This window comes from Paenibacillus sp. FSL K6-1122 (assembly GCF_037977015.1).
In the GTDB taxonomy this organism is placed as follows: Bacteria; Bacillota; Bacilli; order Paenibacillales; family Paenibacillaceae; genus Paenibacillus; species Paenibacillus amylolyticus.
Genome location: NZ_CP150272.1, coordinates 2,836,687 through 2,856,500, shown reverse-complemented (window position 1 = coordinate 2,856,500; position 19,814 = coordinate 2,836,687). Strand labels below are relative to the sequence as shown.

At 47.1% G+C, this 19,814-nt stretch carries 19 protein-coding genes; 4 read left to right on the top strand and 15 right to left on the bottom strand.

Going from position 1 to position 19,814, the window contains the following annotated elements; translation table 11 throughout:
• Nucleotides 1-6 precede the first annotated feature (6 nt).
• From NSQ20_RS13230 to NSQ20_RS13190, 9 genes are all read right to left on the bottom strand, one after another.
• Nucleotides 7-813 carry an SDR family NAD(P)-dependent oxidoreductase gene (locus tag NSQ20_RS13230; RefSeq protein WP_017689067.1) on the bottom strand — a complete coding sequence of 269 codons (807 nt, stop codon included), beginning with the start codon at nucleotides 811-813 and terminating at the stop codon, nucleotides 7-9.
• Nucleotides 814-1,002: 189 nt separating this feature from the next.
• Nucleotides 1,003-1,845: a protein phosphatase 2C domain-containing protein gene (locus NSQ20_RS13225; RefSeq protein ID WP_036609194.1), complete on the bottom strand. Its 843-nt coding sequence runs from the start codon at nucleotides 1,843-1,845 to the stop codon at nucleotides 1,003-1,005.
• A gap of 10 nt (nucleotides 1,846-1,855) precedes the next feature.
• Nucleotides 1,856-2,608 carry a vWA domain-containing protein gene (locus tag NSQ20_RS13220; protein WP_127543696.1) on the bottom strand — a complete coding sequence of 251 codons (753 nt, stop codon included), beginning with the start codon at nucleotides 2,606-2,608 and terminating at the stop codon, nucleotides 1,856-1,858.
• 33 nt (nucleotides 2,609-2,641) lie between these two features.
• Nucleotides 2,642-4,717 (bottom strand): hypothetical protein, encoded by a 2,076-nt coding sequence (locus NSQ20_RS13215; RefSeq protein WP_340032703.1) that lies wholly within the window; start codon nucleotides 4,715-4,717, stop codon nucleotides 2,642-2,644.
• Between the two features lie 158 nt (nucleotides 4,718-4,875).
• Nucleotides 4,876-5,151, bottom strand: a complete 276-nt coding sequence (locus NSQ20_RS13210; protein ID WP_017689071.1) for a WXG100 family type VII secretion target — start codon at nucleotides 5,149-5,151, stop codon at nucleotides 4,876-4,878.
• Nucleotides 5,152-5,337: 186 nt separating this feature from the next.
• A complete protein-coding gene (locus NSQ20_RS13205; protein ID WP_017689072.1) occupies nucleotides 5,338-5,886 on the bottom strand; it encodes a WXG100 family type VII secretion target in 549 nt (182 codons plus the stop codon).
• A 6-nt stretch (nucleotides 5,887-5,892) separates the two neighbouring features.
• Entirely contained in the window at nucleotides 5,893-6,723 is an 831-nt protein-coding gene (locus tag NSQ20_RS13200) for a hypothetical protein (protein WP_036670435.1), read from the bottom strand.
• Between the two features lie 16 nt (nucleotides 6,724-6,739).
• The gene (gene essC / locus NSQ20_RS13195) at nucleotides 6,740-10,744 is read right to left on the bottom strand and encodes a type VII secretion protein EssC (RefSeq protein WP_340032702.1); all 4,005 of its coding nucleotides are present in this window, start codon (nucleotides 10,742-10,744) and stop codon (nucleotides 6,740-6,742) included.
• Nucleotides 10,745-10,798: 54 nt separating this feature from the next.
• Nucleotides 10,799-11,119 (bottom strand): hypothetical protein, encoded by a 321-nt coding sequence (locus NSQ20_RS13190; RefSeq protein ID WP_074094613.1) that lies wholly within the window; start codon nucleotides 11,117-11,119, stop codon nucleotides 10,799-10,801.
• Between the two features lie 422 nt (nucleotides 11,120-11,541).
• Here NSQ20_RS13190 and NSQ20_RS13185 point away from each other — a divergent pair, with 422 nt between their 5' ends.
• Entirely contained in the window at nucleotides 11,542-11,781 is a 240-nt protein-coding gene (locus tag NSQ20_RS13185) for a hypothetical protein (RefSeq protein WP_074094612.1), read from the top strand.
• Between the two features lie 122 nt (nucleotides 11,782-11,903).
• Here the strand turns inward: NSQ20_RS13185 and NSQ20_RS13180 are convergent, their stop codons facing one another.
• The 6 genes from NSQ20_RS13180 to NSQ20_RS13155 form a co-directional block, all read right to left on the bottom strand.
• A complete protein-coding gene (locus tag NSQ20_RS13180; protein ID WP_164783094.1) occupies nucleotides 11,904-12,056 on the bottom strand; it encodes a hypothetical protein in 153 nt (50 codons plus the stop codon).
• Nucleotides 12,057-12,300: 244 nt separating this feature from the next.
• On the bottom strand, nucleotides 12,301-13,776 hold the full coding sequence (locus tag NSQ20_RS13175) for an aldehyde dehydrogenase family protein (RefSeq protein ID WP_340032701.1): 1,476 nt from the start codon (nucleotides 13,774-13,776) through the stop codon (nucleotides 12,301-12,303).
• A 170-nt stretch (nucleotides 13,777-13,946) separates the two neighbouring features.
• A complete protein-coding gene (locus NSQ20_RS13170) occupies nucleotides 13,947-14,486 on the bottom strand; it encodes a GNAT family N-acetyltransferase (protein WP_036670432.1) in 540 nt (179 codons plus the stop codon).
• A gap of 163 nt (nucleotides 14,487-14,649) precedes the next feature.
• Nucleotides 14,650-14,988: a L,D-transpeptidase gene (locus NSQ20_RS13165; protein ID WP_076318547.1), complete on the bottom strand. Its 339-nt coding sequence runs from the start codon at nucleotides 14,986-14,988 to the stop codon at nucleotides 14,650-14,652.
• A 56-nt stretch (nucleotides 14,989-15,044) separates the two neighbouring features.
• Nucleotides 15,045-16,190: a ribosome small subunit-dependent GTPase A gene (gene rsgA, locus NSQ20_RS13160; RefSeq protein WP_340032700.1), complete on the bottom strand. Its 1,146-nt coding sequence runs from the start codon at nucleotides 16,188-16,190 to the stop codon at nucleotides 15,045-15,047.
• A 412-nt stretch (nucleotides 16,191-16,602) separates the two neighbouring features.
• A complete protein-coding gene (locus NSQ20_RS13155) occupies nucleotides 16,603-17,196 on the bottom strand; it encodes a metalloregulator ArsR/SmtB family transcription factor (protein WP_339191614.1) in 594 nt (197 codons plus the stop codon).
• 178 nt (nucleotides 17,197-17,374) lie between these two features.
• On the opposite strand from NSQ20_RS13155, the gene NSQ20_RS13150 reads away from it, so the two are divergent.
• The 3 genes from NSQ20_RS13150 to NSQ20_RS13140 all read left to right on the top strand — a co-directional run bounded on the left by NSQ20_RS13150 (nucleotide 17,375) and on the right by NSQ20_RS13140 (nucleotide 19,751).
• On the top strand, nucleotides 17,375-18,373 hold the full coding sequence (locus NSQ20_RS13150; protein ID WP_076249782.1) for a YpdA family putative bacillithiol disulfide reductase: 999 nt from the start codon (nucleotides 17,375-17,377) through the stop codon (nucleotides 18,371-18,373).
• 5 nt (nucleotides 18,374-18,378) lie between these two features.
• On the top strand, nucleotides 18,379-18,822 hold the full coding sequence (locus NSQ20_RS13145; RefSeq protein WP_036609212.1) for a DUF441 domain-containing protein: 444 nt from the start codon (nucleotides 18,379-18,381) through the stop codon (nucleotides 18,820-18,822).
• Nucleotides 18,823-19,238: 416 nt separating this feature from the next.
• On the top strand, nucleotides 19,239-19,751 hold the full coding sequence (locus tag NSQ20_RS13140) for a hypothetical protein (RefSeq protein WP_036609214.1): 513 nt from the start codon (nucleotides 19,239-19,241) through the stop codon (nucleotides 19,749-19,751).
• The last annotated feature ends 63 nt before the right edge of the window (nucleotides 19,752-19,814 follow it).

The window sequence follows — 19,814 nt, the reverse complement described above, 5'->3', positions numbered from 1 at the left end:
GCTCACTTAGCTGAGCAATGACTCGGCACCATCTATGACGATCTCTGCTCCGGTAATATGTCTGGATTCGGACGATGCGAGGAAGCTCACCAGATCGGCAACATGTTCCGGCTGACCCGGCCCGTCCGCCAGCGGTTGCTGTCCTTCCGGGAACTCCATCGGAATAATGATCTGCTGTAGATCATCCGTTTTGACCGTACTTTGATCGATATTTGTCGCAATCGCTCCTGGGCAGATCACGTTTACACGTATCTTGAACTTCGCCAGCTCAAGTGCAGCCATCTTGGCAAAAGCAACCTGTCCTGCCTTGGACGTGCTGTACGCCGACATGCCAAAGCTTGAGAAGCGTTGATTGCCATTGATGGAACTCGTAATGATAATACTGCCGCCACCCCGTTTTTTCACGTGAGGCAATGCATATTTAATCGTGAAAAATGTACCATTCAGGTTGGTTGTAATAATCTGTTGCCAATCTTCAACCTGAATTTCCTCAATGGGTGCCGATACACCGTTAATTCCCGCATTGGCAAAAACAATATCCAAACCGCCGAATAACTCAACAGTTTCCAGTACCGCCTTTTCCACACGTGCAGGGTCGGAAATGTCTACATCAAATGCTCTTGCCGCACCGGGGTGCAGCGCATTAATCTCTGCTTCCGTTTCCGAGATCCGATCATTCACCAGATCAAACAATGCAACATGCGCGCCCTCTTTAGCCAGCTTGACCGCAGTGGCTTTCCCAATCCCGGATCCTGCTCCGGTAATAATCGCAACCTTGCCTTGGAACCGTGACTTGCCGTTATGTTGTGTCATTATCCATCCCACTCCTTTATTTTAGCAATTATGTAAGAATGTACGTTCAAGCTCATCGTGAAAGCCAATTCTTCACAAGATTACCCAAAAAGAGTGTCTTTTAAATCAACACCAACAAGTTTTTTCACAGTTGATCTTCGCCGCTGTCACAGCTTCATCAGGATCGATCCACAACTTGATATCCCGCACTCACCATTCCAGCTCAATGAAAGCGGCATCATCTTCAAGACCGCCGGTATGTGTCGCATCCAGCAATACCTGAATGTGTTCATCCGGGACATAGGCTTGAATGGCATCCAGGTCGTTCAGTCCATCCGTATATAACTGAAGACGCAGTGAATCTCCTGCGGACCCTTTCATCTCGCAGATGTGCGGCTTACCACCAACAGGTCCTTCAAGGGTAGACCAACGCTCATTTGTCTTGCAGTGAGTCTGAAATAATTCAGACTGTTCCTGACCATTACGCCACAGGCGAATACGGGAATCTCCTTGCCACGCAAGCCACACCCGACTTTTGCGGCCGCCTCCCGTGAGCTCAATCCGCCCACAGACATACATGGCCTGACTGCCCCGACTTCGCTTTTCCATCAATACTTCACGCAGCAACAAAGGGGAACTTTCCAGTGGCTGTAATTTCTCCAATTGCTCCGATGCGGGAAGGGTAAGATCATGGAGAAGACGCTCAACACCCTCTACCGTTGTGTGTTGCGTCGTTTCCAACCAATCCAGCAAAGCATTCCCTAGAAAACGCGCTGCAAAATCGCCCAGGTAACTCATGCCTACGCCATCACACAAAACAAAATTGCAGATATTCCCTTTCATACGTACCGCAGCAAAGTCCTGTCCGGTATCTCCCTGATGTACCGTCTCAGCCGCTCTGCCATAACCATATCTGCACTTGAATGTGCCTTGATAGCGAGTTAGCGGCTGTTCCCCGGTCTGTACACTCACATAGCGAAAGTTGCCATGCCGTTGCTCGGCATGGCCCCCCTTATCTCCAGCAGACAATGTTGCCAAACGCATCGCTCTCATGATTCCCCTCCTATCTCACAGGCGTAGCAGCGGACATCTGGAACCCGATTGATACCAATTCTGCACATGTACCTGGCAGCATCATGAGTGCACCGGGTGCAAGCAAATAATCAGCTTCAACAAGCATTTCCCGATAACTTTCGGGCAGGATGGATGACATATTCCGCAGCTTCTCTCCATGCTCATCCTGTAGATTCGTTTCCGAAGAGATTCCCTTCCATCTTCTAGGTTCAGCAATTGGTCCTTCAAGCAAATGATCCGATATAAAAATATTCTCCACCAGCACATTGCCGTCAGGTACACTCATACCCATGATTCTTTTCGCGATAGGCTCGGGATCTTCACCTGTGGCTACCCCATCGGTCATGTGGCATACAAGTGGCGCAGGACAGTCCTGCATATTCGGAATTTCGGCCTGTAGAATCTTTTCCGCCTGCAGGAAAGCCTTCGCAGAATCTGAAAACCGTCTCGGAGTCAGGTCAGGCAAAGAACCAACGGCAGCGATCTCATCAATTCCTTTGATTCCGTTCAACAAGTCATATACATCATCGCTGTAAGCCAATATGGCTATACGATAGCGAGGTGTCAGACGATTTCCCTTGGTAGACCGAAACACCATTTGGCGAATCGCGAGAGATAAGGCATCATAGACGACGTCAATCCGTCGACGATTTTCCAGAACCATGTTCATGGAGGCGCTAATATCAATTAAATATATAATAAGTGCAGGTGTACGCTGTGATGCTTGAATCGTGTAGTTCATCTAGGGTGAGTCACCTCCATCATTCACATTAATTTATAAGTTGGGCAACTTGTAACTGTTGTTGCTCAGAAATTTGTTAATGGCACTCATTCGAGCGGCTACTTTGCCAACACCTTTGAAATAGGAAGCATCGGTATTGTAAAGATTTTTGAAATCACGGGCATACGATTCCGCATTTTCAATTTTTCTGCCTTTTTGCGCGTTATACGTTTTATTGTAATGAGCAATCAGCGTGACCACATTCTGGGCACGTTTTTTCTTCAGAGCTGCTTTCTGAGCAATCTCCTGTTGACGTTTAACTTCAGCTGCCGCTTTACGCTCCGCTTCCTGTTTTGCAAGCTTGGCATCATTCTCTTTTTTCCAGACCAGATAAGCTTCATATTTCGCCTGTTTATCGTATTTTTCCTGCTCCGCTCTCTTAGCCGCTTCTTTCTTCTGCTGTTCCTGCTTCACCAGAAAGGCCTCATATTTCGCCTGTTTGTCGTACTTGGCCTGTAACGCCTTACGTTCTTCTTCTTTTTTCTTTGCTTCAGCTGCCTTCTGCTTGGCTTCAGCAAGTTTTTTCTTTTCCTCCGCGTCCAGTTTTGCAGCATCTGCGGCCTTTTGTTTCTCTTGTTCTTCCTGCTGTTTGAGCGCAGCTGCCTTTGCTGCTTCAGCCTCTTCCGCAGCTTTGATATCTGCCAGTCGTGTGGCTTCCTGCTGTTCTTTCTGTTTCACCTCTGCCTGATCGGCGAGTATTTTGACCGTTGGCACGCCACCTGCCAGCAATACAATAAGTACAGCGGAGGAAATCATGAACTTTTTGGATCTGTAGAATGGCACAGGTACAGGTTTGTCTGTGTCTTCTTTTGGATTAAGCTTTGCATCCAGTTCCTTAATTGCAGCCTCGACTTCCATCTGCATCGCGCTGTTATGAGGAATAAAATGATAAAGCGAGCGGTACACTTCCAGTGCTGCAGCCGGTTTATCTTCATCCTCCAGGGCTCTTGCTTGCAGGAACAGACGGTTCACAACCGCTGCCTGATCGGGAGAGTGCGGCGTTTGAGGACGGTTCCCGTCTTGCGTATTCACCGGTTCACTTACTGGTTCTGAGCTCTTTTTCAGATTCACATCAGCTTCGGACGAATTGGCAGCTTCTTCTTCCGCTGTCACAGCAGCCGCTGCATTGGCCTGATCCACGTCTACCGCAGCCAATGCAACATACCACTCACCAAACGTCGGACAACTGCTCAGATCGTGACTTTCCCAAGCTCGAATGAACAGATCGGACAGTTTGGAACCCCAACGCTTCTCAAGGGACTCCCGCATGGCATAATACCGTTCACTCACCGTTTGCATTTCATGCTGGTCAAAATAACTTTCGCCCCACGCTTTCTCTACAATCACAGGGTCGGACCAGCTTAACATTTCAGCAATGATAACCGCTCCGGCAAATCGGTCAGCATATGAACTCCACAAACCACTGTGCACTGTTCGATGGGCTGCATAACCGGGTGACCCGGCAAGCAGGGCATCCGGACGATCCATCTTGGAACCGTACATCTGCTCGACATCCACAAGTTCTACCGCAGACGTCTTCCCCAGGTTCTCCACTTCGGAAAAAAACGGAATCATTACATTGGGAGCGGACATATCGCAATGAGCCAGTCCACGTTGTTCCATAGCCGAACCAGTTCCAGCAAGCGCTCTAGCCAGCTTCAGGCTCTCCTCAGCCGTCAACTGTCTCTGATCACTGATCACATCGAACCAGGTCTGACCTTGCACCCATGGCATCAACACCGCATATAACAGATCGGGATGTTTTCCAATGAGCGCTCCGTTTCTTTCCGGAGTGAGCACATCACGCTTGCATACCTGCAAACCTGGCAGTTCACTATAAGACTCCATATGTTCAGACTGATATACCATAGCCGGAATACGGAATTTAGGAAAAAATACTTTTAGTGCTTTAGCCCCATGAATGGAACCATTTCGGGGTAACAACTGATAAACAATCCCCTGCCTTCCGGCTTGGGCATAAGCCAGACCCGGCGCAGCCGGATGTTGCCCAATCGTATAGGCAATGTCGTTAATCACCACTTCATCCCCGGGATTTGGTTGAAAAGACATGCTTATCCCTCTCTCTGTCCTAGTGTCATAGTTGCAACAAAAACCGGGTGTTGTGAAAACGCCCGGTTTTTGCTGTAGTTGTACATCTTCAGCTTGCTATCCACCTATAATTCAGGACGAATTCAGACTTCACATCGGCCTGATCTATGTAAAGCAGATTAACGAGCTTGGTCAGCTGTACGGAATTTGTTAGCAATAGCTGTAAGTTCAGCGCTGATGCTGTTCAGCGTTTGAACGAATGATTGCATTTGTTTGCTAGCTTCTTGGAACTCTTGGAAGAAGCGTTGCTTTGTCATACCTTCCCATTGTCCTTCCATGCTTGTGATGGATTGAGTCAATGTAGATACGATTTGCTGACTTTGCTCACCGCTTTGTTTAAATTGGTTGGAAACCTGATCAAGCTGCTCTGGGGTAACTAAAATACGTCCTGCCATTTGTAAATTCCTCCTTGGTTTGTGCAATTAAATTTTTACTTGTTCAAATTGTACTATACCAGGATCGATCGGACAAAAGCCGAAGGACCTAATCCTATTTACCCCATTTTCAGCACTTGAAACTTCTCCTAACAGCCTATTTACAAAAAAATATTCACTTTCTGCTGTTACTTTTATTCACCCTGTTCAGGAAACAACAGGCTCGGTCCCTCTTCTTCCCCGAAAGGAAGGATCTGTGAATCTCCATGCTACAGGCTCAGGCTGCATAGCCTGCACCAGTGTAGCCGGGGAGCCATCAGGCGGAGCGGCATCCTGTACACGATATACGGCCGCCATTGCGGAAAGGGGATCGGATACTACAGCTACAGTTGCAGAATGTGCAGGCATGATTTCTCCTGTACGATTGTTCTGAAGAACATTCAGCATATTGACCGCATTACCATAGGCTGTGTTCACATGACTCAGCACGGAACGATACTCCATGTCTGCCTGCTGGAATAACAACGCTTTGCGTCCCAGCTGTACGCTTAAGTCCATTAATCGACGCAGCGCATCCTCGCCCAGTCGTTTACTGTGATTCCATTCATTCATCACCGCTGCGCGGGATTCAACCTCCCACTCCAGCGAATGAATCGCCTGATCCAACACTGTCATCTTTTGCTGTATTTGCTCCGCTGCATACTGAATCTGCTTGCTCAGTGCCCGAAGCACATCCGGTTCCACACGAATGCGCATTTACCATCACCTTTCCTCTTCCCCTGCAGGCTGTTTAAGCCAGTCCAGCAGCATCTCGTGAAACTGTTCTCTAGTCGTTAGTGCTGCAACAAGCCAATCATCTGAAGCCGCAGTGCTCATCCGGAACAACCAGTTGGATACCGCACTTGCAGCAAATGCTGCCGACTGCGACTTCCACCCGTCTTCATTCCATACAAGCAACCTAAGCTCCCCGTCTGACTCCTTACCCACCAGACAGCGTGCCAGTGCAAGTGAGCCCTCAGGATCACTTGTCTCCTGTTCGAGTTCCGTTGCTACGGTCTGTACTCCGCTGTTTTCGAGCTCATTCATGACATCATAAAATTTTTTCTTGGAGCACATTAGGGCCGGTTTCTCCGCAGGAGAATGGCCGCTCCATTTCATCCGCTCTATCAGAACATCGATGGCTTCACGAACACTTCCCAGATCGCTGAGCCGGAACGAGTCCGGTACGTCGTCAACACGGGAAACTTCAACGACCCGCTCATCCGTGCAATGGATATAACTCTCATACGACTTGCCGTTGATCGTGTAGCGAATCCAACAAGCTCTGTCGGACAATCCGGCAATGGCTACCCTGGAGAAAACGGTCGGTGTCATGATCAGCTCATCGGTATCCTGATCCCGAATCAGATATCCTTTGTCAAGCAGGGAGGTTTTGACACGCTCCCACTCCATCGCGATATCCTCCGCCATATAGCCGCGAAACGGATCTTCCACACCAAGCAGTCGGTCTGAACCGAGAATACCAGCCAGGAAAAAAAGTTCCTTTGTTTGCAACGTGACTACCTTTTGCTTAGAATCATGAACCGTCAACATTATGAGCCACCTCCCCTCAAACTACAACATGCCATCGGTCACGAATTTCAGAAATCCAATCGGTCATTTTCCAGCTGTCATCACATGGAACTGCACCTTTAACCCTGGAATATTTACGTTTTACATAATAACCTTGACCCGGAGGCAGTACCTTCAGCCCACCTGAACTACCTCCAGATTCGGAATAAGGTATACGGAAGAACGAGAGATCGTTAGGGTCTAAAGTCCCGAACAGCATTCCACTCTGGGAAGCCTTCACATCCGTTACCCAGTCAGAACCAAAGGTTGGGAAGTCTGCCGGAACTCCGGATAGAATCACGTGTACACCGCGATCCCTTCCTTGACGAACAATCGCTCCCAATTGATCTTTCACATTAAAATCGTTTAGCTGCTTGGACAAGGTGTCCGCATCGTCGATGACGAGCACAAGTTCCGGTCCACCGGAAATCTCGCCTCTTTTCAGAACTTCATCGTACAACTGTTGAATGACAGGTGCAAGCTGTTCTTCTCGCGATACATGTCCACGGACATGGGGCAAACTGCTGATTTCCCCCAGCCCACCTGAGCCATAACGCATATCTACTGTGTATATTTGCACATCTTCCGGAGAAGCATGATAAGCCAGTGATAACATCCATGTCAATAAAAATGTCGTTTTGCCGCCTTCCATCGGACTCGTTACCATGAAATGCGGACCTTCACGCAGATTAAGCTCGAATGGTTCCAGATCATCCGTAAGCAATCCCACAGGGACAGTTACAGACGATGTATCCCAAGCCTGACCATATGATCCTGTCCGAATGAGCAGATCCTTCAGTTTGATCTCTTCCGGAAGTGGAGCAATCTGCGGCGCTTCTTCCCCTGTCCAGCCTTGGCGAATCTCAGCAATCGTACGGCGCAGTGCCGATGAACGCTTGCCCTCATCTGCCCCTGAAGAAGGTAATGCCGCCTGGAACATTAATGGAGGCACTTGCCCTTTGACCAGGCCTCTTCCTGGCGGAAGTTGGCTTGGTGCCTTGGAAGGTCTCCCCACGGCATAATAATAATCGCTTGGATCGGATAACTCAAATGAAACCGCATTGGGAATATTGCTTCTGAATTTTTCAAATACATCTGTTACCCGATTCGCAGTAAGCACAAAGGTGATACCCAAACTTCCGCCTTCACGCAGGATCGTCTCCAGAAGTTCATTTTCTTCCGGATAGGCATTGCGGAATGAAAGATAGCCATCAATAACGACCAGAACCTGCGGGACTGCCGCGTGAGCTGAACGGCGGTACGCCGAAATCGTTTTAACACCCGCCTCCGAGATGATATCTTTGCGTTGTGCTGACAGCTTGAGAATATAGCGGAATAACCGCTTGATCCGGTCTTCCTCTTCAGCCATCATCACGCCACCGATCTGAGGTAGTGTTGCAAAGTCCTTCATCATGCGACCCATATCGATAATGTAACCATGCCAGGGCTCAGTTCTGTGGGAACGGGCCAGAGACATAAGCAAGGTCTGAACAAATGTTGTTTTGCCCAGTCCTGGCATACCGTACACGACCAGATGGCCTTGATCCACAGGCAATGCGAGCGGTTGTTGGCGCTGATTAGGGAGATCATCCAGCAAACCAACCAGTGGTTTCAGACCACTCGCTCCGCCATCAAGCAGCAGATCCCGATTCTCTTCTTCCTGCCATTCCTGAAGACCTTCCCATTCCAGTGTCTCTGGTAAAGGTGGCAACCACGGTCCTGGCAAACGACGGATACCCGCATCCGCTGCAGACTGCGCAACATAATCAATAAATACCTGAAGCTGTTTCGGAACATCTTCACCTTTGAGAACGGCTCTGCGCTCTCCAGTTAACAGAGGCTCCCGCTTACCGTTCAGGCGCACTTCCATAACAGGTAATACCGTTGTTGAATCCTCCTGCTGGTTATACGGTGCACCACTCCAGGCGAATTGCATTTCTTCAAACACTTCATCACTACCAACCTGGAAATATCCACGACCAGGCTTTGTAATCCAGGCAGCATTTGGAATCTTGATCATATCCCTGCTATCTCCCTCACTCTGTACGCGAAGGCAGATCCGGAAGCGCGAATTACTCCATATTTTATCGTCCACAACACCAGCTGGCTTTTGGGTTGCCAGAATTAGATGAACCCCAAGTGTCCGGCCAATCGCCGCTATACTGATCAATTCATCCATGAACTCCGGCTGGTCCCGCTTCAATTGAGCAAACTCGTCAATGATAATAACCAGATGTGGCAGTGGCTGTTCATGTCTGGAACGCAGAATCTTGTAATATTCATCAATATGCTGGAGGTTTCCCGCATCATTTAATATTTTTTGCCTTCTGACCAGTTCGGCACGAAGTGAAATATTCGCCCGCTCGATCAGATTCCCATCCAGATTGGTGATCGTCCCTACCACATGAGGCAGATCAACAAATGTATTGGACATACCGCCACCTTTATAGTCAATCAGCATGAAGGCCAGATCATGTGGATGGAATTCTGCAGCGAGTGAAGCTACGATGGACTGGATAACTTCACTTTTACCTGAACCAGTTGTACCTGCAATCAGACCATGGGGACCATGACCCTGACGTTCAATTTTGTCATGCAGGTTTATCGCAATTTTTTTGCCGCCAGCGCGTACACCCATTGGTACAGGCAGCGTATCAGGATATCTCGTCTGTCCCCACCTGGACACCACATCCAGATCTTCCACGCGTGATGTACTCAGCATATCGAATAACGGAAGCACTTGCGGGATATCTGAAGCAGATGACCGCTTCAACCGGATCGGTGACATATAACGGGAAAGCGCCTCTGCCATCTCCTTCGAGATCACATCAGGCTTGTACGTTTGTTGAATAACATCCGCATCTTCCGTTTTTTTGATATACACCCCTTTGCCTTTGGAGGCATCCATAATCAACTGACAATGCATCGGTAGAGACTCCTTGCGATTAGCCAGTATGATGGTGCATACATCAATCTCGTGAGCCGACTCCAGCAGCAACGGAAGCAACGGTTCTTCTTCAATTAATTGCGTATCGGAGAGAATTACAACGTAACATGGCGTTTGTACGCTTTTCTTGTAGCGGTCTTCTTTATTGTTACGACGCCGGTTCAACACGGAAAACAAGCTGTCCGCCAATTGATGCGCACCGCTGTGCCTGTCGGCCATATAGCGTTGTCCTTGGTCTTCATCCCAGATGTGGGGCATCCAGCGAAGCCAGTCCCATTCTTTGCTGTCCTTTTCTTCATAGAAAGCAGCAAGCTTCAGTTCATCCGGGGAATGGCGTACCGTCAGTTGTGAGATGATGACTCGCAGGGAAGCAAGTACTTCCTCCCGATCACCGACAAGTCCCATAACCTTCGATTGGAACAAAGGCAATGTAATGGAAGCATCCGGTACCGTCTGGAATTCAGCCGCAAGTTCATGGGCCGCTTCAATCAGCTCATCCTTCTCGTAACCATCAATCCGCGGAACCTGAAGTTTGATGCGGAATGGAATCTCTCCCGTACCAATGCGTACCTGAAGGAAATCATCATCCTCTGGTGAACGCTCCCACAAGGAACTGTTCCGGTTCTTCACCACTTGAAGACACACACCCGGATCACCATGAATTTCGTATAGGCTCTTCACTTGCTCCGCCTGAGCTTCTTTCAGTTCTTCCCGGTGTTTGTCCAGTTGGGCAAGATACATTATTTTTCGTTCTTCCAATTTTTTGCGATATGATTTCTTGTTGCTCAGATACACGAAGAATGGAATGGTGTAAGAAGTAAGCATCATCATGACCGTCATCATCTGAAACATCATATAACTGCTGTTATTCATTTTGCCGGTCATATTGATATATACGTAGAAACCAATGCTGACCATAGTCATCATGATCGGCACAATAATGGATATCATGGAAAACGTGGGTTTGCTCGGTTCTGTTGGAGGCCTGAGTATTTCGAGTCTCTCTTCCTTGAGAACCGGTGTCATTCTTGGAGAACGCTGATATAACACATTCACGAAGAGAAGACCTCCTTTAGTTCGTTCAATAATGAATGTATACGTTCAAAAGCCCTATTCGTTGCTGTCCTGTTGAAACAATGAACGTCTTCCATATACAGGCGCTTCTTCCGAAGTTGTTGAAAAAGCCCGCTGGACACGTACGCAACTGCCTTGTCTCAGTCCCGTTTCCATTAACTGCTGTGCGTTCTGCGGAGAGAACCACAGACCTTCCGGAAACTTGGCTTCAAGGATGTACTGAATGCCGTCTCCCGGTGCCTGTCCAAAAATGCGAACGCCGAGTAATGTCTTCAAATGTTCAATGGTACATTCGTCCGGAACATCGATGTCGAACCATTCTCCTTCCTCGCGGCCGGAATACACGGTTAGAATCATCCGAATCCCTCCCATGGTCTCATATGTAAATTGTCCTAATGTCAGATTAAATCAAAAAAAAGAGAATGAATCGTTATATCAACCCTATTTTCTTACATAAACACCCTGTTTGCAATGTACCACCTGTAATTTTGTTACATATGACCCACGTATATATTAAAATATCGTACATTCGACTCAGAACTTTTGTGGCAGTTATGCAATTTAATATTGCGAGGATACGAAAATCATCGTTTTTTGTTCCATTTAAATGGTAATTAAGTTACGTTTTTCAGGATTTTTATTCCTTCGCTCACAATTGAATTGTGAACACTTTTCAAACATTACCCACCTTTATGTTTTCATAAGCTGATTTTAAGGTAATTTTAAGCATTGGAATTTAATATTAGCTGTATGAAATAACAACCGTGAGGTGATTTCAAGTGAGAACCCTAATAACCTTTCAAAACAAATCAATCCCTGTATATTTTAATCAAGAAAACAAACAACCTATGCAGAAGACATTAAGATTGCTTAGCAGTGCTCTTGAGCATAAAATTAGCAACGGTAAACGCGCCATTCAAAAATGTCTGCATTCTTTAATTAGTATTGAGATTGTTAATGGAGAAGCCATTCTCCACAGTCGAAGTGAAAACGACTCCCTTGCTTTATCGTTATATTAAAAGGAGTCAACCAAGACACATTCATTACAAGACATGAAAAAGGAAGCTGTCGTCATAGACAAGCTTCCTTTTTTGAGTTGTATACACGTTAACAGCGGATCGCAATTATTATCAGCCATCGCTCAGTGCAGTTTGCTCAGGACATAGGCGGCATCATGTTCTTCCGCAATCTCGGCTTTACGAATACGAATGACAAACAGCCGAACCAAATTGGCACGTGTATGTTCTTCCTGACAGGTATTCAGTTTCCTCAGAATAAAGCGGTCAATGGACATGAATTTAAAGCCCCTTTGCCATTGGATTTACGGATCGATTCTTCCGTGTATCCATAAATAACCAGATAGCGTCAGCCCCAAACAGCTTTTCCACTCTTATATTAAGCCGTATTTTGCCAAGGTGTAATATTGTGCAAAAAGCCCGTCCCACCAAGCTGGAGACGGACTTTCGCATGATTTGTCGATCTTTTGTAACCCACTCTAATCATTCATAAATGCCCCTGCTAATTTACTCTTTTTCGACTTATTTCACTCCCGGATATTCCCGATATTGGTGCTGAATGCTGATCCAACGAGTACGTGTAAACTTCTCAATCGCCCAATCCCCACCGAAACGTCCAATCCCTGAAGCTTTTTCACCGCCAAACATCACATGCGCTTCATCGTTCACAGACTGATCATTTACATGCACCATACCCGATTCAATGCGCTGGGCAACCTGATATCCTCGATTCAGATCTTGGGTGAATACGGAACCACTAAGTCCATAAGGCGTATCATTCGCCAAACGTACAGCTTCCTGCTCATCATGAGCTTTCATGATCACTGCTACTGGGCCAAACAATTCCTGTTGCACGATATCTTGTTCAGGTTTAACATCGGCAAGTACAGTAGGAGACAGCACACTGCCTTTACTGGTCCCTCCGAGCAATAACCGTGCACCTTCGGCCTTGGTTTTGTCCACAAGCTCCAGCAATCGTTCTACCTCTTTTTCCCGAATGAGAGGACCCACGAGTGTTTTGGCATCCGCCGGATCACCTGCCTGGACATTCTTCGTTTTGGCAACAAATGATTCGACGAATTGTTCGTAAATATCGGCATGCACAATGATACGATTCAGCGCCATGCAGATCTGTCCCTGATGCAGAAACTTGCCAAAGACCGCCGCTTCGGTAGCACGTTCAATGTCCGCATCTTCCAGCACAACCATCGCGTTGTTGCCACCTAGTTCCAGTGCCGTTTCTTTTAAATGTTCCCCCGCCAGTTTACCGATCCCTTGTCCAACTTCGGTGGAACCCGTAAATGAAATTACTTTGGGAACCGGATGAGCGACAAAGTAATCCCCGATTTCACTGCCACTTCCCGCAACGACATTCAGCACGCCCTCAGGCAGACCGGCTTGTTCAAACAAATCGGCAATGAGCCAACCTGCCGTAATCGGAGTGTCTGATGCTGGTTTAATCACCACACCATTACCAAGGGCAATCGCTGGAGCTACAGATCGCAGGCATAGATGCAAAGGGAAGTTCCATGGCCCGATAACACCAATCACTCCCTTAGGCTCACGAACCACACGGTTCTCTTTGCCAGGGGTATTGGACGGGATGATCTCACCCTTCATGCGATAAGGAAAAGATGCTGCTTCATCCACAATGCGTTTAGCGGCTGCAAACTCCGCCTCCGATTTGATCCGGGTACTCCCGGATTCCGTGATCAACAGTTGAATGATCTCCTCTTTGCGCTCCGCCATCAGGGATGAAACTTTACGCAACACCTCTTCTTTCGCAGCGGGCAAAGACTTCGCCCATTCAATCGAATTTTTCTGAGCTGACTCATAAGCCTTATCTATGTCTTTCTTATTGGAAGAGCGCCATGTGGCAATAACTTCTCCCGTATAAGGATTGATATTCTCCATTGTTTTCTCACCGGAGCCATCTACCCAGCTGCCATTAATATATTGTTTCGTCCATGTTGTATGTTCAGTGTCCATTAAAGTCATGTGAATACGCCTCCTGATCAAGATTAAATGTCACACCTGCACAACGGTGTAATACATCATTAACCTTGTTCAGAATTACGCAAACGTGAAGACCTGAATTAGCTCTTTCATTCTTTAAGTTTAAGGGAAACAATACAACCCCCACTATTCTCTCAGCATCTGGACGTCTTTCAACAGTCGGGCAGGCTCTTCTCTCCAAAGAGGCTCAAGTCCTCCCATCCGTAGCCAACTTCGATCAGATCTTGACCACCAATGCGGAGGGACTGTGTCTGGACTGGAGTGCCTCCCATCTTTTCATAGAAGCGACAAGCTGAATTACGCTCCAAAGCCCATATAATCAAACGTTTCATATTGTGGGTCTGCAGATGATGAACGACATGTGTCGCGAGTTGCTGACCTATCCCCGTTTGTTGCACTTCCTTCAGCAAATATATAGCATACAACTCTCCATCATAAGGTAATTTGCCTTCACGCTCCTTACCCCCACAAGCAAATCCGACAATGTTCCCATCATCCTGTTCAGCTACCACCAGGATCTGATCCTTTTCGCTAGAACGAATGGTCTTCTCCCACTGGGACAATCTTGATTCTATAGTCAAATGATCCAAAAAATCGTCAGGCACAATTCCCCGATATGTTGTTTTCCAACTCTCCGTATGTACATGAGCTATCCCCTGCGCATCCCCTTCACGCGCTGGCCTGATCAGCATAGCTATCACTCGCTTTCTCTCGTAACTGCCGCAACTTTACCATATTATATGTTCTTCTTTCTATAATTCCAAATTCATCCACTTCAGTCCTGATGCCGCTAGGCATGATTCGTAATCAAAAGTGGACTTTTTGAACTACCTCTTATAAAAGTAAAATCCGGCCCTACGGCCGGATCGTTACCCTAGTGCCTACAGATACCTTGGAAGACAGATCCAGTACATCCGAGTTGTACATGCGTATACAACCATGGGAGACGGATTTGCCAATAGACCAGGGCTCATTGGTTCCGTGTATGCCATAATGGGGAGCAGACAGCCCCATCCAGAGCACGCCAAATGGCCCACCTGGATTCGATTGTTTGTTAATAATAGTGAACTCCCCGTTTGGAGTCTGCGTGAGCATCTTGCCGGTGGCCACAGGATAGCCCTTAATCACCTGATTGCCGTCCAGAAGATATAACATGTGGTCAGACAGATCTACAATAATCCTGTAATCTGGCATAATGACATCCCTCCTGACCTATCTTATGCAAGATACCGGATGATGCCCGCCTGATTTCAGGCTTCCTCCCACTCTTTCACACTACGGGAGTGCTTGGGTTTGCGACTATTGGCCGGTTTGCTGGAAGCGGTACGCCTTCTGGATGCCACTTCTTCCTTGCGTTGCTGATATTGCAATTCCTTCTGCATTTTCAGATAATTATTCAGTCTTTTTTCATCCAATGAACCATCCTGTATGGCTTCTTTCACTGTACATCCAGCTTCCCGTGTATGACTGCAATCCAGAAATCGGCACGTGGCGGCAAGTTCTTCAATTTCTCCAAACGCATGCGACAGCCCATCATTGCCCTCATCCCAGAGATTAAGCTCGCGCATTCCTGGAGTATCGATCAATACGGCTCCCTGTGGAAGTACAAACATCTCCCGGTGTGTTGTCGTATGTCTCCCACGACTGTCTCCCTCGCGAACGGATTGCGTAAGCTGCACATCCTCACCCATCATCCAGTTCACCAGCGTAGACTTGCCACTGCCAGAAGATCCTGTGAGCGCAACAGTCAGCCCTGGCTGCAAGTATCGTTCCAGTAAGGATTTACCTTGACCCTCCACTGCAGATATCGCAAGCACTTCAACGCCTGGAGCAATCCCTTCTACACTTCGGATCTGTTCTTCCACATTGTTGCACAGATCACTTTTGCTCAGAACAATGACTGGCCTTACGCCACCATTCCAAGCCATCAGCACGTATCTTTCGAGCCTTCTAAGGTTGAAATCATGATTAAGTGCTGCCACGATTAACAGTGTATCTACGTTTGCGGCGATTAATTGTTCCTTGGTCACTGGACCTGCCGCCTGTCTCGATACCCTGCTCCGACGGGGCACCAGATTGTGAATAATTGCTTCTTCACCCGACTGACCTGTAATGGCCACCCAATCTCCAACCGCCGGTGCCAAGCTGGTCTCCAGACTATCATGACGCATTCGGCCCGAAATCCTTCCCCAGCATTCGCCCTCTTCTGTAATCAAACGTAGCAGATGTCCATGGTCTGCGATAATTCTGGCTGGCTTTTTCTCCTGCTCTTCCATCCCTGTCTCTTGCCACAGTTCCTGCCACTTTGCTGACCAGCCGTACTTCTCAATATGGTTATCTAAAATAAAAATTCCTCCCAAAATAAGTTGTTTACTTCGTTCAAGCCGAGTGAACAATCATCTCCGGTTCAGATCAAAACAAAAAACCACGAGTAGAAATACACCCGCGGCAATAAGTAGTTAGCCGAATCAAAGATCATCCCTTCTTGTAGATCTACCGGATAGTATACTTAACCCTCCGATATAAACCATTCAGGAACACCCTTTTATCGGCAAACAAAAAAGCCACGGGTGCGTCACCCGTGGCTTCATCTGAGCATGCGATACTTCACGTTACAATGGATACTGCTATCCAGCTAACGCAAAATTACATGCTTTGATCCGTTCCGGAGACGCTGTTCATATTCAAATTAACGTATACTGCATTTAAATTTGTCATAAACAATCGCCTCCCTTGTAGAATTATCCATTATGTTACACACTGAGCTTAACAGTTGTCAAGCCCAAACTTTTTTTACCACCAGCTACTCTATTTAACCTGATCCCAGCGTGTCCACATTTCCTTCGGATTCAATTCGTAGATCTCCTCTTCCCGATACATGAACTGATGCATGATAAATTCCCGACGAATCGTGGCAAAGTCTTCATGGTATTGCTTTATAAATGTATTGATTTCTTTTTCCGTATACTTCCGACCAAATTCAAGCTGCTCGACCAGATGACCAAGTACAATCAGTTTTTTCTTGTATTGAGCCGGAATCTGACGCAGTCGTCCATCTTTGGAGAAAAAATTCCTCATGACCGACGCTTTCAATGTTTCGTTAACATCACTCATATCCTCAACCTCCTCTCGATTAAAGATAAAATCAACCGAAGCCTGTGCATTCTCGCGGATAAACGAAGGATTGAGTGTGAAATACACTGTATTTTTCTCCCGTCGTTCCTTAATCAGCGCCGCCTCTCTCAGCTTGGATGCATGATGTGTCACGGTTGGCTGTGACAGATTCAGCCGTTCGGCAAGTGCCTGTCCGTGCAGTTCACCCTGTGCCAACAACAGCAGCATGCGAAGCCGGGTCGGGTCAGCCAACGCTTTATGATAAGCCACAATTTTCTCCAGCTGCATCATCGTTCATCTCGCTTTCAATTAGATATATATCTAATTTGATATTAGTCTTTTCTTCTCTGCACGTCAACTCCTTTGGTTTCAAGTAAGCTTGTCTAATTAAACTCCACGCTTGAACTGGCATTGGCTCGTTATTTACGGTAGGATTATATTGCTTGAAATAAGGAGGATTAAGAACATGGAAGATGTCATTATTATCGGCGGAGGCCCATGCGGTCTGTCTGCTGCCATTGAATGTGAGCGGCTGGGACTGTCCGCTGTGATCGTTGAGAAATACAATATCGTTCAATCTATTTATCTGTATCCAACCCATATGCAGTTTTTCAGCACAGCCCCGCTGCTTGAGATCGGAAACGTTCCGTTCAGCACACCTAATGATAAACCGTTTCGTTATGAAGCACTTGCCTATTATCGCAGGGTAGCCGAACATTTTGGTCTGCGTGTTCATAACTATGAGGAAGCCCGTGAAATTAAACGCAAGGATGATGGTACGTTTGAGGTACATACGCTCAATCGCCGCGGGGAAGCCATCGTACATGTTGGACGCAATGTAGTTGTAGCTACCGGTTATTTTGACCATCCTAACTATCTGGGCATCCCTGGAGAAGATAAAGATAAAGTAACTCACTACTTCCGGGAAGCCCACCCTTATACCCGTACACGTGTCGCCATTATTGGCGGAAGCAACTCAGCCGTGGATGCGGCCATGGAACTGGTTCGGGTCGGAGCACACATTGATATGGTTTATCGCGGCAGTGGTCTGTCCCAGCATATTAAACCATGGGTACGCCCGCTATTCGAGAGCATGGTGACAAAAGGTCATATCACACTCCACCTGGAATCACGCGTGAATGAAATACTCGATGATTCGATTCGTCTGATACACACGGATGGTTCCACTCGGGAACTGGATAATGACTTCGTACTGGCAATGACCGGTTTCCGTCCAGATCGTCAACTACTCACGTCGGTAGGTGTGGAGATGTCTGATGATATGGATAAACCTCTATATGATGCACAAACGATGGAAAGCAGCGTACCTGGTGTATATGTGGGCGGAGTCATCGCTTCGGGGCGTAATGCCAATGAAGTCTTTATTGAATCCGGGCGCTGGCATGGACGTTACATTGCGGAACATATCGTTAGCAAACAACGTGGACAGACTGAAGGGAAATGAAAACAATGGATATGACTTCCCTGCTGTTGCTCGTATTTGCGGCTCTCGGGATTATCAGCAGCAACACACCTGTGACCGTAGCGATGGTATTTCTGTTGTTGCTACGAGTCCTGAACCTGAATCAGGCATTTCCATGGCTTGAAAAATACGGACTTACACTGGGCATTATCATTCTGACCATTGGCGTGATGGCACCTCTTGCCAGTGGCAAGATGAGTCTGCAGACGATCGGTGAGTCTTTCCTGCACTGGAAATCACTGCTCGCCATTGGCGTAGGATTACTGGTGGCATATCTCGGAGGACGTGGCGCTACGTTGATGGGTACACAGCCAACTGTCGTTGCAGGGCTGTTAATCGGAACGGTACTTGGGGTTGCCCTATTCAAGGGTGTGCCTGTGGGTCCATTGATTGCGGCGGGAATTTTATCATTGCTGCTGGGCAAATCCTGATTGAAGTTGTGAAGGTTGTGACCTGACATGCTATGCAGATTGGCTGTATTTCCCACCGTTGTGTGATATACTTCTATTCATGCAAATCATGTAAACGAGTCTACAGCAGAATAATCCACATTAGAGGTTGTTCAAAAAGTCCGCTTTTGATTACGAAGGATGCCCAGAGGCATCATCAGCATCGAATATGGAATTCAGCCGAAATAAGCGGGAGGCTTACGAAGTATGTTTCCTTAGGAAACATTTTGGTTGCTCACGTAGTTTTCCCTACGCTCCGCTACTCCATTTCTAGCTTCATCCCATCTTCTCGGTACTGAAAACCGTCCTATTTGAACACGTACTATTATGGTTATGCTGTTGCATAAACGTATAGATTCACTTTGCAACTATTAATGGCGCAGGAGGATTAAGGAACCATGTCACGTCAGTTTATTACAGAAGCCGTGATGGTGGCCATTTACGGTCAATTGCTAGCGCCGCCCGCGCCTGTTGAATATATTGTTCCTTATACCACCATCCTTGAGCTATATGAATTCCAGACCAGTCCTGATCCCATGATGGATAACCCGGCAGATGATCAGCATGTGAAATCCAAAATCAATGAAATGATTTCTTATTTCGAGGAACCGCTGAATAAGAAAAAAATAGAGCGTGCGTTACTTGTTCCATGGGCCAAAAGCCCCTCCATTTTATTTGGTGACCAAGTATCCATTGCCATTATCAATGCAATAGATACGGCACAGTACGGGGAGTATTTCGATCCCATTGAGACCGAACTGCTGCTGACATCTCAGCGCCTGAGTATCCCGATTCTCACCGATCAGGTTGAACTGATTGCACGCATAATTGAGTCTGAATCACCTGTACAGGTATTCGATATTGATGATTTTGATTTTGCGATGGATGATGAACCACTGGATCAGGTGTAATTCATGCTCTGAGCACCAGAATCGGATTTTAAAAAAAATGACCTTGGCATCCACTGTATCGTG

Bases quoted from the DNA above. Each gene is read 5' to 3' on its own strand.
- NSQ20_RS13230 (WP_017689067.1), bottom strand. From the start codon at position 813: ATGACACAACATAACGGCAAGTCACGGTTCCAAGGCAAGGTTGCGATT.
- NSQ20_RS13225 (WP_036609194.1), bottom strand. From the start codon at position 1,845: ATGAGAGCGATGCGTTTGGCAACATTGTCTGCTGGAGATAAGGGGGGC.
- NSQ20_RS13220 (WP_127543696.1), bottom strand. From the start codon at position 2,608: ATGAACTACACGATTCAAGCATCACAGCGTACACCTGCACTTATTATA.
- NSQ20_RS13215 (WP_340032703.1), bottom strand. From the start codon at position 4,717: ATGTCTTTTCAACCAAATCCCGGGGATGAAGTGGTGATTAACGACATT.
- NSQ20_RS13210 (WP_017689071.1), bottom strand. From the start codon at position 5,151: ATGGCAGGACGTATTTTAGTTACCCCAGAGCAGCTTGATCAGGTTTCC.
- NSQ20_RS13205 (WP_017689072.1), bottom strand. From the start codon at position 5,886: ATGCGCATTCGTGTGGAACCGGATGTGCTTCGGGCACTGAGCAAGCAG.
- NSQ20_RS13200 (WP_036670435.1), bottom strand. From the start codon at position 6,723: ATGTTGACGGTTCATGATTCTAAGCAAAAGGTAGTCACGTTGCAAACA.
- NSQ20_RS13190 (WP_074094613.1), bottom strand. From the start codon at position 11,119: ATGATTCTAACCGTGTATTCCGGCCGCGAGGAAGGAGAATGGTTCGAC.
- NSQ20_RS13180 (WP_164783094.1), bottom strand. From the start codon at position 12,056: ATGTCCATTGACCGCTTTATTCTGAGGAAACTGAATACCTGTCAGGAA.
- NSQ20_RS13175 (WP_340032701.1), bottom strand. From the start codon at position 13,776: ATGACTTTAATGGACACTGAACATACAACATGGACGAAACAATATATT.
- NSQ20_RS13170 (WP_036670432.1), bottom strand. From the start codon at position 14,486: ATGCTGATCAGGCCAGCGCGTGAAGGGGATGCGCAGGGGATAGCTCAT.
- NSQ20_RS13165 (WP_076318547.1), bottom strand. From the start codon at position 14,988: ATGCCAGATTACAGGATTATTGTAGATCTGTCTGACCACATGTTATAT.
- NSQ20_RS13155 (WP_339191614.1), bottom strand. From the start codon at position 17,196: ATGCAGCTGGAGAAAATTGTGGCTTATCATAAAGCGTTGGCTGACCCG.
- NSQ20_RS13150 (WP_076249782.1), top strand. From the start codon at position 17,375: ATGGAAGATGTCATTATTATCGGCGGAGGCCCATGCGGTCTGTCTGCT.
- NSQ20_RS13145 (WP_036609212.1), top strand. From the start codon at position 18,379: ATGGATATGACTTCCCTGCTGTTGCTCGTATTTGCGGCTCTCGGGATT.
- NSQ20_RS13140 (WP_036609214.1), top strand. From the start codon at position 19,239: ATGTCACGTCAGTTTATTACAGAAGCCGTGATGGTGGCCATTTACGGT.